General features: G+C 40.3%; 17 protein-coding genes. 10 read left to right on the top strand and 7 right to left on the bottom strand.

Going from position 1 to position 15,256, the window contains the following annotated elements; all coding sequences use genetic code 11:
* The first annotated feature begins 134 nt into the window (after window positions 1–134).
* The 10 genes from FTU34_RS11770 to FTU34_RS11725 all read left to right on the top strand — a co-directional run bounded on the left by FTU34_RS11770 (window position 135) and on the right by FTU34_RS11725 (window position 8,186).
* The gene (locus FTU34_RS11770; protein ID WP_078193910.1) at window positions 135–1,229 is read left to right on the top strand and encodes an alpha/beta fold hydrolase; all 1,095 of its coding nucleotides are present in this window, start codon (window positions 135–137) and stop codon (window positions 1,227–1,229) included.
* A gap of 17 nt (window positions 1,230–1,246) precedes the next feature.
* Window positions 1,247–2,119: an NAD(P)-dependent oxidoreductase gene (locus FTU34_RS11765; protein ID WP_180035774.1), complete on the top strand. Its 873-nt coding sequence runs from the start codon at window positions 1,247–1,249 to the stop codon at window positions 2,117–2,119.
* Between the two features lie 88 nt (window positions 2,120–2,207).
* Window positions 2,208–2,477, top strand: a complete 270-nt coding sequence (locus FTU34_RS11760) for a YARHG domain-containing protein (RefSeq protein WP_078188510.1) — start codon at window positions 2,208–2,210, stop codon at window positions 2,475–2,477.
* 31 nt (window positions 2,478–2,508) lie between these two features.
* Window positions 2,509–2,922: an HIT family protein gene (locus FTU34_RS11755; RefSeq protein WP_078188511.1), complete on the top strand. Its 414-nt coding sequence runs from the start codon at window positions 2,509–2,511 to the stop codon at window positions 2,920–2,922.
* Between the two features lie 310 nt (window positions 2,923–3,232).
* Window positions 3,233–4,312 (top strand): porin, encoded by a 1,080-nt coding sequence (locus FTU34_RS11750; protein ID WP_078188512.1) that lies wholly within the window; start codon window positions 3,233–3,235, stop codon window positions 4,310–4,312.
* 522 nt (window positions 4,313–4,834) lie between these two features.
* Complete coding sequence (gene cydP / locus FTU34_RS11745) at window positions 4,835–5,026, top strand: cytochrome oxidase putative small subunit CydP (RefSeq protein ID WP_078188513.1); 192 nt, start codon at window positions 4,835–4,837, stop codon at window positions 5,024–5,026.
* A complete protein-coding gene (locus FTU34_RS11740; RefSeq protein ID WP_078188514.1) occupies window positions 5,026–6,612 on the top strand; it encodes a cytochrome ubiquinol oxidase subunit I in 1,587 nt (528 codons plus the stop codon). Before cydP ends, FTU34_RS11740 begins: the two co-directional genes overlap by 1 nt.
* Complete coding sequence (cydB, locus tag FTU34_RS11735; protein ID WP_078193913.1) at window positions 6,609–7,754, top strand: cytochrome d ubiquinol oxidase subunit II; 1,146 nt, start codon at window positions 6,609–6,611, stop codon at window positions 7,752–7,754. The genes FTU34_RS11740 and cydB overlap by 4 nt, the downstream gene beginning before the upstream one ends.
* 24 nt (window positions 7,755–7,778) lie before the next feature.
* Complete coding sequence (gene cydX / locus FTU34_RS11730; protein WP_002120988.1) at window positions 7,779–7,880, top strand: cytochrome bd-I oxidase subunit CydX; 102 nt, start codon at window positions 7,779–7,781, stop codon at window positions 7,878–7,880.
* A gap of 3 nt (window positions 7,881–7,883) precedes the next feature.
* Window positions 7,884–8,186, top strand: coding sequence for a cyd operon YbgE family protein (locus FTU34_RS11725; protein WP_078188516.1), 303 nt, complete (start codon window positions 7,884–7,886; stop codon window positions 8,184–8,186).
* 20 nt (window positions 8,187–8,206) lie between these two features.
* Here FTU34_RS11725 and FTU34_RS11720 read toward each other — a convergent pair whose 3' ends face one another.
* From FTU34_RS11720 to FTU34_RS11690, 7 genes are all read right to left on the bottom strand, one after another.
* A complete protein-coding gene (locus FTU34_RS11720; RefSeq protein ID WP_373686498.1) occupies window positions 8,207–8,881 on the bottom strand; it encodes a hypothetical protein in 675 nt (224 codons plus the stop codon).
* 63 nt (window positions 8,882–8,944) lie between these two features.
* Window positions 8,945–10,081: a rod shape-determining protein RodA gene (rodA, locus tag FTU34_RS11715; protein WP_078193916.1), complete on the bottom strand. Its 1,137-nt coding sequence runs from the start codon at window positions 10,079–10,081 to the stop codon at window positions 8,945–8,947.
* 85 nt (window positions 10,082–10,166) lie between these two features.
* On the bottom strand, window positions 10,167–10,892 hold the full coding sequence (gene ispD / locus FTU34_RS11710; protein ID WP_180035776.1) for a 2-C-methyl-D-erythritol 4-phosphate cytidylyltransferase: 726 nt from the start codon (window positions 10,890–10,892) through the stop codon (window positions 10,167–10,169).
* Window positions 10,855–11,247 (bottom strand): septum formation initiator family protein, encoded by a 393-nt coding sequence (locus FTU34_RS11705; protein ID WP_078188520.1) that lies wholly within the window; start codon window positions 11,245–11,247, stop codon window positions 10,855–10,857. Before FTU34_RS11705 ends, ispD begins: the two co-directional genes overlap by 38 nt.
* Before the next feature lie 16 nt (window positions 11,248–11,263).
* Window positions 11,264–12,553, bottom strand: coding sequence for a phosphopyruvate hydratase (gene eno, locus FTU34_RS11700; RefSeq protein ID WP_078188521.1), 1,290 nt, complete (start codon window positions 12,551–12,553; stop codon window positions 11,264–11,266).
* A 64-nt stretch (window positions 12,554–12,617) separates the two neighbouring features.
* The gene (gene kdsA, locus FTU34_RS11695; protein WP_078188522.1) at window positions 12,618–13,475 is read right to left on the bottom strand and encodes a 3-deoxy-8-phosphooctulonate synthase; all 858 of its coding nucleotides are present in this window, start codon (window positions 13,473–13,475) and stop codon (window positions 12,618–12,620) included.
* A 31-nt stretch (window positions 13,476–13,506) separates the two neighbouring features.
* The gene (locus tag FTU34_RS11690) at window positions 13,507–15,147 is read right to left on the bottom strand and encodes a CTP synthase (RefSeq protein WP_078188523.1); all 1,641 of its coding nucleotides are present in this window, start codon (window positions 15,145–15,147) and stop codon (window positions 13,507–13,509) included.
* Window positions 15,148–15,256 lie beyond the last annotated feature (109 nt).

The raw sequence follows: 15,256 nt of genomic DNA, 5'->3' as shown, positions 1-15,256 counted from the left end.
CTCAGTCGCGAAGAACTGCCTTTGTGAAGAATTGCCAATATTTTGAGCGTCTAAGCTATTTAAGGTCAAGGTAAAATACGAAATTATCGCTTAGACTTCGACCAATCCTACAAGGACTTAGGCAATTGACAGTTATGCATCCTTTCAAACAGAAATTTCTGGCGCAGCAAAAGAAAATTAAACACTTGTCTACACGTGTGTTTAATGCAAAATCGCTAGTCCTTTCTCAATCGACACCCTATGAAGTAATTACTGAATATAAACATGCAAAAGTTCGGTATTACGCTTCGCCTGATCGTAAATACAAAGAACCCTTAGTGTTTGTTGCTCCACTGGCCATCAATATGGCGATTTATGATTTGTATCCATATCGCTCATTGGTGAAACATTTTCAACATAGTGGATTTGATGTCTATTTGTTGGAATGGGGAAAATTAAACTATCAAGATCGTTTCTTAAATTTTCTATCGTTTATTGATGATGTGATTCCACATTGTATTGATCAAATTTGTGAGCATGCAGATAGTCGATACATCTCGCTACACGGTTGGAGTATGGCTGGAGTCTTTGTCACGCTGTATACAGCATTACATCAACCTGAACATGTTAAAAATCTAATGGTGATGGGCGCGCCGATTGATAGCTATGCCTCAGGTCGTATCGGAAAGCTATTTCAAAAAACCAATCGCTTGCTTTCACGTAGTAAGAATTTACAAGATAAGGTCTACACAGGGAAAATTCCTAAACATTTTATCCATACACCGGGCGTACTCAATGCGATTGGATTTAAAATCGTTGATCCAATGGGTTGGTTCAAAAGCCAAAAACAATTTCTATCTAACTTAGATAATCTGCATGACCTGTATGAACATGCAACCATGGGCGATTTTCTCAATCACATGATTGACTATCCGGGTGGAATTAACCAAGACATGGTGTTCAATGTTTGGCTACAAAATCCACTTAAAAACGGCATTATTCAATTGAAAGATAAAGTTATTCAATTAAAAAATATCCACTGTTCATTGTTGATTGGCGCGGGTTCTACCGATCAAATCGTTACGGCAGATGCAGCAAGTCCTTTAGGCGAATTGACAAGTAGTCAAGATGTAACGTTTACTCTCATTCCCGGTGGTCACCTCGGCCTGATGTCGAGTCAAAAAAGTGCCAATCAATTTTGGCCAACTTTGACCCAGTGGCTTACACAAAGATCCAGTTTATTGAAATAAAAATTTAGAGGGTAAAGATGATTCAGTCAGTTGCATTTATCGGATTGGGCGCAATGGGTTACCGTATGGCAGCGCACCTACCAAAAAAGTTCGACACGGTTTATGTCTGGAATCGAAACTTTACCAAGGCAGAGCAACATGCTGCTGAATTTGGTACGCAAGCGGTTGCATTAGAACAAGCAGTACAAGCGGACATTATTTTTTCCTGCCTACCCATCAGCCAAGATGTTGAAAATTTAATTGCGAGTGTGACGCTGAAATCAGGCTCGATTTGGGTCGACTGTACCAGCGGTGTGCCAGAATCTGCAAAAAAACTCGCTGCTGCCTTAAAGCAGCAAAATGTTGCATTCTTAGATGCCCCTGTGAGTGGACAAACCATTGGCGCTGAAACTGGAACATTAACCGTCATGATTGGTGGTGACGCAGCAGCCTTTGAACGTGCATTACCTGCGATCCAAACATTTGGCAGACTGATTAAACATGTGGGTGAACCGGGTGCGGGTTTTGCCGTCAAAGCTGTAAACAACATGTTAATGGCTGTAAATCTTTGTGCAGTTGCTGAAGGATTCACCACCTTAAAAGCGCATGGCGTGGACTTACATCAGGCACTCGATTGTATTAATGCATCGAGCGGTAAAAGCAACGTGACCGAAACTGTTTTACCTCAGCGCGTACTGAATCGTAGCTTCCCATTAACCTTTGCACTTCCATTACTTGCAAAAGATACGGGAATTGCTGTTGATCTGGTGCGACAAGCAAAACTTTCAGCACCTGTGCTCTCTTTGACGCAAAATTTAATCCAAGCAGCAAGCGATCAAGCTAAAGAAAACAGTGATTTTTCAAGCGCTATGATTATGTATGAAAAATGGAGTAAAATTACAATTGAGTAATAACTCGCCATTGAATAACGATAAATAACCATCATATTGTACTCTAGTGTCATAACACACATTGTTACAAATGACAGAGGAAACTCGCATGAACAAATTTACCCTCGCAACTTTGCTAGGTGCTGTAACTTTAATCGGGGCTTCTACTGCTGTTTTAGCATCTGAGCAAGAATGCCAAAAGTTGAAAAATGACCATGACGTGATTTATGCATCGAAAGGTTTTTGCTTTAAAGATCCTGATGCTAAAGCGAAGTTCGGCAATGACAATTGCTACACAACTAAGCCTAAATTTTCAGAAAAAGAGCAACAACGACTTGACGCGATCAAAGATCGTCAGAAAGAATTGAACTGTAAATAATTACGATTCAATTCGCTCAAGGAATTTAGCAATGACTTATGATGATCAAAATATTTTTGCTCGGATTTTACGTGGAGAACTTCCTGCGTTTAAAGTCTATGAAGATGATCAAGTACTCGCTTTTATGGATGTCATGCCACAGGCCGAAGGTCATACGCTCGTAATTCCTAAAACCCCTGCTATAACGCTGCTTGATTTAGATCCAGAAGCGGCTGCTTATACCATTCAAGTTGCTCAAAAAGTTGCGAAAGCAATGGAAAAAGCCTTAGACGTGAAAGGTATCGTATTGATGCAGTTATCTGGCGCTGCTGCGGGTCAAACTGTTCCGCATGTGCATTTCCACCTAATTCCGACTTCAGTGCATGAATTAGGTAAACATGCCGCACAAATGGGCGACATGGAAAAAATCAAAGCCATTGGCGAAAAAATCAAAGCAGCACTTTAAGTTCAATTGAGTTTAAAGTGATGATCAATGGAGCTTCGGCTCCATTTTTTATGTCTCGAATATTATCCCAAGAACTTTTAGCTGCAAAATTTACTGTTCAATACAACACTAAGCATTTAATAAATATTCATTTTTATAAATATAACAGCAATTTAAACCAAAAATCACCTTTCACCGTTTTGAAATATTTCCTTAATAGAACTGTCTTATTTGTAATGAATACTTAGCGCCATTAGATAGCGAAATTACTTCTAGCCAAGCTACTGATAAAACATATTGATATGACTGGAAAAGTCTTCTGGAGCTTCAAATGAAAAAAACTCTATGTGCATTAGCAATCGGGGCAACAATTCTTACACCAATGATGGCATCTGCTGCAGATGTAAAAATTTATGGCCGTGCACATGTCTCTCTTGACTATCTAGATGATGGTAAAGATTACAACGAAGTTGGTCTTTCTTCTAACGCTTCACGCTTAGGCTTCAAAGTAGATCAAAAAATTAATGATGACCTCAACGTATTCGCTCAAATTGAGCAAGAAGTAAACTTTGCAAGCGGTAGCCAAGACAGCAAAGGCGTAGATTTTTCAACACGTGACACATTCGTGGGTTTAAAAAGTTCAACTTATGGTCAAGCACGTGTAGGTCGCTTTGACAGCCCATTTAAAGTTGCACGTAGCCCTGTGAACTTCTTCGGTGACATGGTTGGTGACGTTAGAAATGTAACACGTGTCGGCAACTTAAAATTTGATGAACGTAATGAAAACACCATTGAATATAAATCGCCAAAATTTGGCGGTGGTTTCAATGTATTAGCTGCAATGTCGATGCATTCAGGTACACAAATTGACCGTGAAGCAGATGGCGAAGGCAAAGATGACAACAAAGCCTATGACCTTGCTCTAACTTATAAAGAAGGTCCAATTGATTTTGCAGCAGCATACGAAAAGTATGATGAAAATGCAGCAAACGCAGCAGGTGGCGCAAGTCGTGATGCATTCCGTATTGCCGGTGCATATAAGTTAACTGAAGAATTTAACTTGGGTGCGTTATACCAAATTGCCAAACACGACAACGATACAGCGAACCCAGATGCTCAAGTTTTTGGTGTAGCTGGCGAATATAAAGTAACGCCTAAAACCTCAGTACGCGGTGAATATTTCTACCGTGACGTCGATGCTGATGATGCTAATGCAAGCTTGATCGGTGTGGGTGTAGAACATAAGTTAGATAGCACTTTACGCGTATATGGCAACCTAGCAACTGTGCTTAACGACAAAAACTCTAAACTCAACCCTTGGAAAGAAGGTCGTAGCTTCGGTAACGGTATTTCAGGGATCGGTGATGAAAATGCAACTGCACTTTCTCTTGGTCTGCGTTACGACTTCTAAGCTACAATATCTCCCCAAAAAGACATACTTCGGTATGTCTTTTTTTCACTCAAATAAAATGTCTCAGAACTAAAATAAGCTAATTTCATCATGTATCAAATATTTAAAAAGTATTTAAAAAACTTAGTCCAAACTCTTTAACATTAACCATATAGAGATCGTTTAACAGCACTACATCAATAGCCCCTTTATTTAGCAAAACTTAAACATAACAAATAAAAATCTTATTCACTCAATAAGGATTCTCATTATTAATAATGTAACTTTTAGTAAATATAGTAAATTAGTCAGAATTTAAAACATAAATATAAGCGTTTTAGTCGGATTTAAAATAATTAAACACAAGTGTTTTAGTCAAGTATTTAAAATAAAAAATTAGTTTATTTTTTAACTAATAAGTAATATAAGTAATTGTATTTAAATTACTTAATAATATATTTTTATTTTAACTGTTCAACCTATTTGCTTTTTGTATATATTTGTTAATAATATAGTACAAGTTTAAAGAATAGGCTTATCTCCATGAGCTTAAAATTCAAAGATTTAAATCGTCGTGTGGTCAGAGAAATAACCGCAATACTAATAATTAAAGTGATTATTTTAATGATCATTAAGAACATCTGGTTCGACGCCCCTACTATCCCTAAAAACTTTGACAATCAAGTTGCCGAGCATATTGCTGGCAGTCCTTCCCAAATCAAGGAGACACGTTGATGATTTCTGAAAGCGTGGTCGATCTTTCGCGGTTCCAATTTGCAATGACCGCGATGTATCACTTTATTTTTGTTCCACTGACTTTAGGTCTGGCTTTTATTCTTGCCATTATGGAAACCACCTATGTGATTTCTGGCAAAGAAATTTATAAAGACATGACTAAATTCTGGGGAAAACTCTTCGGTATTAACTTCGCATTAGGTGTTACTACTGGTTTGACAATGGAGTTTCAGTTCGGTACTAACTGGGCGTATTACTCACACTATGTCGGTGATATTTTCGGTGCACCATTAGCCATTGAAGGTCTGATGGCATTCTTCCTTGAATCAACATTTATTGGTTTATTCTTCTTCGGCTGGGATCGCCTATCTAAAGTTCAGCATTTGGCTGTCACTTGGTTAGTTGCACTTGGCTCGAACATGTCTGCACTATGGATTTTAGTGGCCAATGGTTGGATGCAAAACCCTGTCGGTTCCGCGTTTAACTATGAAACCATGCGTATGGAAATGGTGGACTTCGGTGCATTGATTTTCAACCCTGTGGCTCAGGTTAAATTCGTACATACCGTATCTGCAGGTTATGTGACTGGTGCTATTTTCGTACTGGCAATTTCAAGTTACTACTTATTGAAAAAGCGTGACTTGCCATTTGCGCGTCGTTCATTCGCTATCGCTGCTATTTTTGGTTTAGCGTCTACACTTTCGGTGATCTTACTGGGTGATGAATCTGGTTATGAAATTGGTGACGTACAGAAAACTAAACTTGCTGCAATTGAAGCTGAATGGGACACTCACCCAGCTCCAGCACCATTTACTTTGTTTGGTATTCCAAATAAAGAAACTATGTCTACTGACTACGCGATCAAAATTCCTTATGTCATGGGGATTATCGCAACACGTTCAACTGATAAAGAAGTAACAGGTATTAAAGACCTGATCGTACAACACGAAGCGCGTATTCGTAACGGTATGGTGGCTTACTCACAGTTAGAACAACTTCGTGCAGGCGACACTTCTCCTGAACTTAAAGCAGCATTTGCTGAGTCTCAAAAAGACTTGGGTTATGGTTTGCTTCTGAAAAAATACACAGACAAAGTTGTCGATGCTTCTGACGAACAAATCAAAGCTGCTGCAAAAGACACTATTCCACATGTTCCAAGCTTGTTCTGGGCATTCCGTGCAATGGTTGCTTCTGGTTTCTTAATGCTCCTTCTGTTCGTACTGGCTACCTTTGCTGTCGGTAAACGTAATGCAGAAAACAAGCCTTGGTTATTAAAGTTTGCCTTATTTGCACTACCGTTACCTTGGATTGCTGCACAAACAGGTTGGTATGTTGCCGAAGTTGGTCGTCAACCTTGGACTATCGGTGAAGTTCTACCTACACATCTTTCAGCTTCTAGCTTAAGTACAGGTGATGTATGGGGTTCTATCCTTGCATTGGCAGCGTTCTATACTGTACTGCTGATCATTGAAATGTACTTAATGATTAAATTCTCACGCCTTGGCCCAAGTTCTCTACATACTGGTAAATACCACTTCGAGAAACTTGAAGCTGCAAAAAAGGCAAATGAGGAGGCTCAAGCATGATCGAATATGAATTACTCAAAATCATTTGGTGGGTATTAGTCGGCGTCCTACTGATCGGCTTCGCCCTCACCGATGGCTTCGATATGGGCTCAATGGCGATCATGCCATTCGTAGGTAAAAAAGACGAAGAACGTCGTGCGGCAATCAATACGATTGCCCCACACTGGGACGGCAACCAAGTTTGGTTTATTACTGCCGGTGGTGCGCTGTTTGCAGCATGGCCGATGGTATATGCAACTGCATTCTCAGGCATGTACTGGGCATTGTTACTGGTACTCTTCGCTCTCTTCTTACGTCCAGTCGGTTTTGACTACCGTTCTAAACTTGAAAACACCAAGTGGCGTAATTCTTGGGACTGGGGTTTAGCAATTGGTGGTGCCGTTCCTGCCCTCGTATTTGGTGTTGCGTTTGGTAATATGTTCCTCGGTGTTCCATTCACTATGGACGAAACTGTTCGCTCAACTTACACAGGTAGCTTCTTTGCACTGCTTAACCCATTTGCTTTAGTTTGCGGTATCGTGAGTTTATCTATGCTTTGCGCTCACGGTGGTGCATGGCTCATGCTTCGTACAGACGGCGACCTCCGTGCACGCTCTGCAAAAGCGACTCAACTTATGGGTATCGTATTCTTGGTTTGCTTCTTACTTGCAGGCGCATGGTTATACTTCGGTAATATCCAAGGCTACACATTAGCTCAACCGTTTGACACTAATGGCGTTGCTAACCCATTGGCTAAAGAAGTGATCACCAATGCCAATCCAGGTTGGATGAACAATTATAGTATTTATCCTATTACTATGATTGCGCCAATCATGGCAATTTTAGGTGCTTTGATCATTATCCTTGCCGCAGGTAAAGGTAAAGCAGGTTTTAGCTTCCTTGGTTCAAGCTTGGCAGTCATTGGTGCAATCTTAACTGCTGGTTTTGCATTGTTCCCTTTCCTTATGCCATCGAGCATCAACCCAACTGTAAGTTTGACTATGTGGGATGCGGTATCAAGTAAAAACACCCTGACTGTGATGACAGTTGCCGCGTGTATTTTTGTCCCAATTATCCTGTGCTACACAACTTGGTGTTACTACAAGATGTGGGGCGTGGTCACTAACAAACATATTGAAGAGAATTCACACAGCCTATACTAAGGCTGTGTCTAAGGAGAAAAGACGATGTGGTATTTTGCTTGGATTCTCGGTATTTTGATGGCATGTTTTGCAGGTGTACTTAGTGCCCTTTACATCGAACATCATCAAGATCTAGATGAGGAATAACAAATGACTGATGCTGCTGTAGAAAAATCACTTGTAGAAAAGAAGCCAAATAAATTTGCAATGGTCATTTCCTGCCTGTTAGCTTTTCCTTTGGCAGCCGTGTTACTTGTACATCCTGCTGCCATGCTGGATGACAATGGTGGATATAGCCATCGAGCGCTGATGTTCATCATGATAGGTATTTCAGGTGGTTTTGTGCATGGTGTGGGTTTTACGCCACACCATTGGTTCTGGAAATGGCTTTTTAGCCCCTTTCTCGCTTGGCCACTCATGTTATGGGGCTACTACACATGGTTCCTACATTAATTAATATCTAAATAAAGCCCTCAATTGAGGGCTTTATTATATTTGCGATCAATTTCGGCTTTTTTTTCTGCTGTAATATCGTCTTGCATTTGAAAACAGTCTCTAAATTTTTCATGGATATGATGAATATATTTTTCTTTAGCTGCATGTCTTAGTAAAATTTGAGCTGCCATCACAATAAATCCATTGACTTGCTTTACTATTATTATGCGCTGAGCATCCGCCAACCCAGCTTTTCGCTGAATTAATGAGTTTCGACCAGTATGCACAATCGAATGCAAATGCTTTAACGAATAGAACTTAAACTCTTTAAACATTTCAACAATATGCTTAATTTCTACAACATTTTCTAACTTTGTAATCATTTCAGCTGCGGTAGGAATTTTCACATTCTGAAGCAACTCTTCTTCTCGTTGAATTTCAAATTTCTGAATTTCTATATTAGAGGCGACCATTAGTAACCAATATGCCCTCACCACAGCTTCAAATTGAATTCGAAATAATGCGAGTGCAGATATATCTTGGCGTGATTCTAAAAGTTGTAAAATGGCTTCACCATGCTCCATGGATAATTCACAACATTCATAGACCAAATCAAGTCGCTGCACGCCACCAATAAATGCTGAATGATTTAACTCGTTATATAGCTCATCCAACATCGATTCAGAATCACGAAAAATATCTATCAAAATCACCTTCCATTTCTTAAGTGCCAAAATTTAAAATAAAAAAAGCTGGATTAATTCCAGCTTTAAAATTTAACGATGCGTATGAATCGACATCACAATCCCCATCCCTGCGAGCATCGCAATTACGGCTGTACCACCATAACTCATCAACGGTAGTGGATCACCTGTTACCGGTAAAATCCCACTGACCATACCCGAGTTTAAAAATACAAAAAAGAAGAAAGTTAATCCTATCGCTCCTGCATAGAGTCGTCCAAAATTATGGAAGCAATTTAGTCCAATAATCAAACAGCGAACGATAATTGCTGTAAATAAACTAAATAAAAGAAATACACCAATAAAGCCAAATTCTTCTGCATAGGTCGACATAATAAAGTCAGTATGATGCTCTGGTAGATAACCCAAGTGCGACTGCGTCCCTTCGGTATAACCCTTACCCATTAAACCACCTGATCCAATGGCAATTTTAGATTGAATAATGTTCCAACCTGCACCAAGCGCGTCAGATTCAGGGTCAAATAACGTCAGTACACGTTTTTTCTGATATTCCTGTAAAAAAAACATCCAAAGTACAGGTGCTGCAATTGCAAAGGCGGTTAAAGCACCTGCAATTAAACGCCAAGACATACCACTTAAAAATAAAACAAAAATACCCGGAATAATCAAACCGATATTCAAGTCAGGCTGTAAAGCGACCAATGCAAATGGAATCAATAATAAAATTAATGCCCCGACAATTTGTAAAAATTTCGGTGGAAAAGGTTTTCGCGCAAAATACCACGCCATCATGAGTGGCATGGCAAATTTCATAAATTCACTCGGCTGCATACTGCCGATACCCGGTAAGCTAATCCAGCGTTTCGCCCCCATCCTTTTTTCACCAATAACAAGAACCAACAACAGTAAAAATATACCGATGGCATATAAGTACGGACTCATAGATTGGTAAACTTTGGGTGGAATTTGCGCGCAGATCAACATCACAATAAAGCCCACACCAAAACTTGTGGCTTGGCGTAGTACCATTCCCGAATCTTCCGCGGTCGCACTATAGACAACCATCAGCCCCAATATTGCATTGAGTACCAAGAAGCAAAGTAACCACGGGTCTAAATGAAGTTTAGCCCATCGAGAAGAATCGTGTTTTATACTGCGGCCATCACGTAATGACTGACGTAAAAAACGATACTGTTGAGAAGGGATCATTGCGAAACAGATCTAAAAAGGATGCGGGAATTATAGATTAAAGCGACAGTAAAAATCACTGTCCCTTAAATATTCCTTGAAATAATCATCTATTAACTTGAGACGCTAAAATTAAACGTGCCAATTCCAAGTCATCCGGATAGGTAATTTTAATATTGTCCGAACGACCCTGCACGACATTGACATGCTCACCGACAAATTCTAAAGCACTAGCCTCATCTGTGATGGTCGCACCAGCGGCAAGTGCTTGCTCGACGGCATTTTTAAGCACACCCAATTTGGCAATTTGTGGCGTCTGCGCTTGCCATAAAGTTGAACGATCTACCGTTGTTGATATAAGTGGTGCCGTTTCAACACGTTTTAAGGTATCGCGTACAGGGATGGCGAGAATCGCACTTTGCTCAGAATCGACTGCCGATTGAACTAAATCTTCTAAGCTCAACTGCGAGACACATGGTCTTGCTGCATCATGAACAAATACCCAATCATCATCATTGGCAATCCTAGATAGATATTGCAATGCATTGAGTACAGAATGCACACGCTCTGCACCGCCTAAACAAAAATGTGCCTTATCTTGATTTGCTAGTGCCAAAGTCTGAGCAATATTATCTTGCTCGCCTATAGCCAATACATAGCCTGTTAAAGGTAATTGGTTAAGACGCGCAACTGTGTGTTCAAGCACAGTTAGACCCGCAATGTTTTGATATTGTTTTAGTTCAGTTTTAGAAAATCGACTTCCTGAACCAGCAGCAGGAATAATAGCCCACAATTTAAGGTTCGGGTGGAAGTTCGGCTGGTTCTGACTCATTGGTACGTAGGTCTACTTTTGCGTTTGGATCAATATAAATTGGTTTGTACTGAGTACTAATCGTACTCATCTGTACGAAAGTTTCATGCGGTTTAATTAAACCTAAATCTAGACGAGCATGCTCTTCAATAGCTTCAACGCCATTTTTTAAATCGTATACTTCAGCGGCAAGCACGCGATTTCGTTCTTTTAATTCGTCATTGAGTTCGACTTGTTGTTGTATTTTCTGACTCAGTTGTTGATGTTGATGATAACCACCTTCACCGAACCAGTATAAATATTGAAACCCTGCGATCAAAAAGATCGCAAGGCCCAACAATGCTTTACTCGCTTTGGAGTCAAATACATTTAACATAGATAGCATGATCTGCTTAGTTCAAACCTTTGAACTCAGCTTTACCGCGATATGCAGCATTAGTCAATTCTTCAATACGAAGTAATTGGTTATATTTCGCTACACGGTCAGAACGGCAAAGTGAACCAGTTTTGATTTGACCCGCTGCTGTACCCACTGCAAGATCTGCAATAGTTGAATCTTCAGTTTCACCAGAACGGTGTGAAATTACTGTAGTGTAACCATTTGCTTTCGCAAGATAGATTGCATCTAGAGTTTCAGTCAACGTACCGATTTGGTTGTATTTGATCAGGATAGAGTTACCCACTTTTTCATTGATACCACGTTGAAGAATCTTAGGATTCGTAACGAATAGGTCATCACCAACCAATTGGATTTTGTCGCCGAGGATTGAAGTGAGGTAAGACCAACCTTCCCAATCAGACTCGTCCAAACCATCTTCAATTGAGATGATTGGGTATTGTTTTGCAAAACCAGCAAGGTAGTCAGCAAATTGGTTGCTTGTGAATGCTTTATTGCCTTCACCTGCAAGGATGTATTGACCATCTTTGTAGAATTCTGAAGATGCACAGTCAAGCGCAAGCATAATGTCTGAACCAGCTTTGTAGCCAGTTTTTTCAATTGCTTCAAGAATTACTGTAATTGCTTCTTCGTTAGAACGAAGGTTCGGTGCAAAACCGCCTTCATCACCAACTGCAGTATTTAAACCTTGTTTCTTTAAAACTGATTTTAAAGAATGGAAAATTTCAGCGCCAGCGCGTAAAGCTTCAGAGAATGAAGTGAAGCCTACTGGCTCAATCATAAATTCTTGAATGTCTACGTTATTGTCTGCATGTGAACCACCATTTAGGATGTTCATCATTGGAACAGGCATAGTCAAAATGCTGTTATTACGAAGGTCTGCGATGTATTGGAAAAGTGGAATTTTCTTTTCGTCAGCAGCAGCGCGTGCAGCAGCTAGCGATACCGCTAAAGTTGCGTTCGCACCTAATTTTTCTTTGTTTTCAGTACCGTCAAGCGCGATCATTGTGTTATCAATGTCTTTTTGTTCGAATACTGATTTACCCAACAATGCATCACGAATTACTGTGTTAACGTTGTTAACCGCAGTTTTAACGCCTTTACCTAAGTAACGAGCTTTGTCGCCGTCACGAAGTTCTAAAGCTTCACGAGAACCAGTTGAAGCACCAGATGGTGCACATGCACGGCCTACAACGCCAGAGGCTAAGATTACGTCTGCTTCGATGGTAGGGTTACCACGAGAGTCCAAAATTTCACGTGCACGAATGTCAACGATTTGGCTCATGAACAATTCCTCAGTTGATTAATAAAAATGATGCGTCAAAAGTGACGCATCAATGTGTATCGAATTAGTGTGTGTCTAACTTTGCGAAACCTTTGACTAAGGTATCGAGTTCTTTTAACTGTGCCAAGAAAGGTTCCAACTGTGACATGCGTAGCGCACATGGACCGTCACATTTGGCATTTTCTGGATCTGGATGAGCTTCTAAGAACAATCCTGCTAAACCAGTCGCCATACCTGCACGTGCCAGTGTCGTGATTTGCGCACGACGACCACCTGCAGAATCCGCACGACCGCCCGGTGTTTGAAGCGCATGCGTAACATCAAAGAACACAGGGACATTCATTTCTTTCATGATGTCAAAGCCCAACATGTCTACAACTAAATTGTTGTAACCAAATGCCGAACCACGTTCACAAAGAATCAGTTTGTCATTTCCTGCTTCCAAACACTTATGCAAAATATGACGCATTTCGTGTGGTGCGAGGAACTGTGCTTTTTTAATGTTGATGATGGCATCAGTTTTCGCCATCGCTTCAACAAGGTCTGTCTGACGGCTTAAAAATGCAGGAAGCTGGATAATATCCGCAACTTCAGCAACAGGCGCAGCTTGGTATGGTTCATGTACGTCGGTAATAATCGGCACATTAAAGTGTTTTTTAATGTCAGCTAACCACTCGATTCCTTTTTCCAGGCCTGGGCCACGGAAAGAGTTCAAGCTTGAACGATTGGCTTTATCAAAACTTGCTTTAAACACATATGGAATATCCAAGCGTTTGCAGATATCCACATAGGTTTCAGCAATTTCAAAAGCAAGGTCTTTTGACTCAAGTACATTCATGCCGCCGAATAGTACAAATGGCAAATGATTTGCCATTTGTATATCGCCTAAACGTACAATTTCCTGTGGTTTTAATTGTGACATTTAAACTCTTCCTGGTTTAGTCAAAAACACATTATTTCGCTTTTTGGTACTGCTTTTTAGCAGCATCAATAAAGCCTGCGAATAATGGGTGTCCATCACGTGGTGAACTTGTAAATTCCGGATGGAATTGTACAGCAATAAACCAAGGATGTTCAGGAATTTCAACAGTTTCAACAAGACGCTGTACTGGAGAATAACCTGAAATCTTCATGCCTTTTTCTTCAAGCACTGGGATATAACGGTTGTTCATTTCATAACGGTGACGATGACGTTCAACGATCTCTTCAGAACCGTAAACTTGTGCAGTTTTTGTTCCTGCAACCAATTCAGATTTTTGAGCACCAAGACGCATTGTGCCGCCTAAGTCAGAATCTGCATTACGTTGTTGAACTTCGCCGCGCTCATCTAACCATTCAGTGATTAGACCAATCAATGGTGATTTTGTAGAACGGTTAAATTCAGTTGAAGTTGCATCACTAATACCCGCAACGTTGCGCGCATATTCGATCACAGCCAACTGCATACCTAAACAGATGCCAAGGAATGGCACACCGTTTTCACGTGCAAAACGAATCGCTTTCATTTTGCCTTCTGTACCACGTTCACCGAAGCCACCCGGCACTAAGATTGCATCCGCGTCTTTTAATACGTCGTTTACATCTTGGCTTTCAAGTTCTTCTGCATTGACATAATCAATTTGAACTTTCACACGGTTTTGAATACCCGCATGTAAAAGCGCTTCGTTTACAGATTTGTATGCATCTGGAAGTTCAACGTATTTACCAACCATCGCTACACGAACTGTGTATTCAGGGTTCAGTAATGCATCTACAACGTTATCCCAGTCTGTAAGATCAGCTTCTGGAAGATCGTTATAACCAAAACGTTCACAGATTAAATCATCAACGTTTTGTTCATAGAAAGTACGTGGAATTTGGTAAATTGAACGCGCATCTTTACATACCACAACTGCACGCGCTTCAACGTTCGTAAATAACGCAATTTTACGTGTAGTGTCAGCATCAACATCATGTTCTGTACGGCAGATCAGAATGTCTGGTTGAATACCAATCGACAAAAGCTCTTTTACAGAGTGTTGAGTTGGTTTAGTTTTTAATTCAGCAGCTGACTTAATGTATGGGAGTAAAGTTAAGTGCATTAACATTGTGCGCTTATGACCTAGTTCGACCATAAGTTGACGTACAGATTCCATGAATGGGAGAGATTCAATGTCACCTACTGTACCGCCGATCTCAACGATCGCAACGTCATAGCCTTCACCTGCGCGAAGAACACGTTCTTTAATATTGTCAGTAATATGTGGAATAACTTGAACTGTACCACCGAGGTAGTCACCACGACGTTCTTTATTCAAGACATCTTGGTACACTCGTCCTGAAGTAAAGTTGTTCAGTTTGGTCATTTTCGCACGACGCAAGAAACGTTCGTAATAACCCAAGTCTAAGTCAGTTTCAGCACCATCCTCTGTGACAAAAACTTCACCGTGTTGGAATGGACTCATAGTCCCTGGATCGACATTAATGTATGGATCCATTTTTACCATGGTTACTTTTAAACCACGGGCTTCTAAAAGCGCAGCCACTGATGCAGCTGAAATACCTTTACCTAGTGATGATACAACACCACCAGTAACGAAAATAAAATGGGTCATTAAGTTTCTCGTACAATGGAGCCTAAATTGGCCTACAATGTTGTGCGATTTTACTTTACTCTGTACCAAGAAAGCAAAGTCATTCCGCATCAATTCATAGAACAATTAA

It is taken from the genome of Acinetobacter sp. YH12094 (assembly GCF_013419295.1).
Taxonomy (GTDB): domain Bacteria; phylum Pseudomonadota; class Gammaproteobacteria; order Pseudomonadales; family Moraxellaceae; genus Acinetobacter; species Acinetobacter amyesii.
This window is presented reverse-complemented; position numbering and strand designations above follow the sequence as displayed.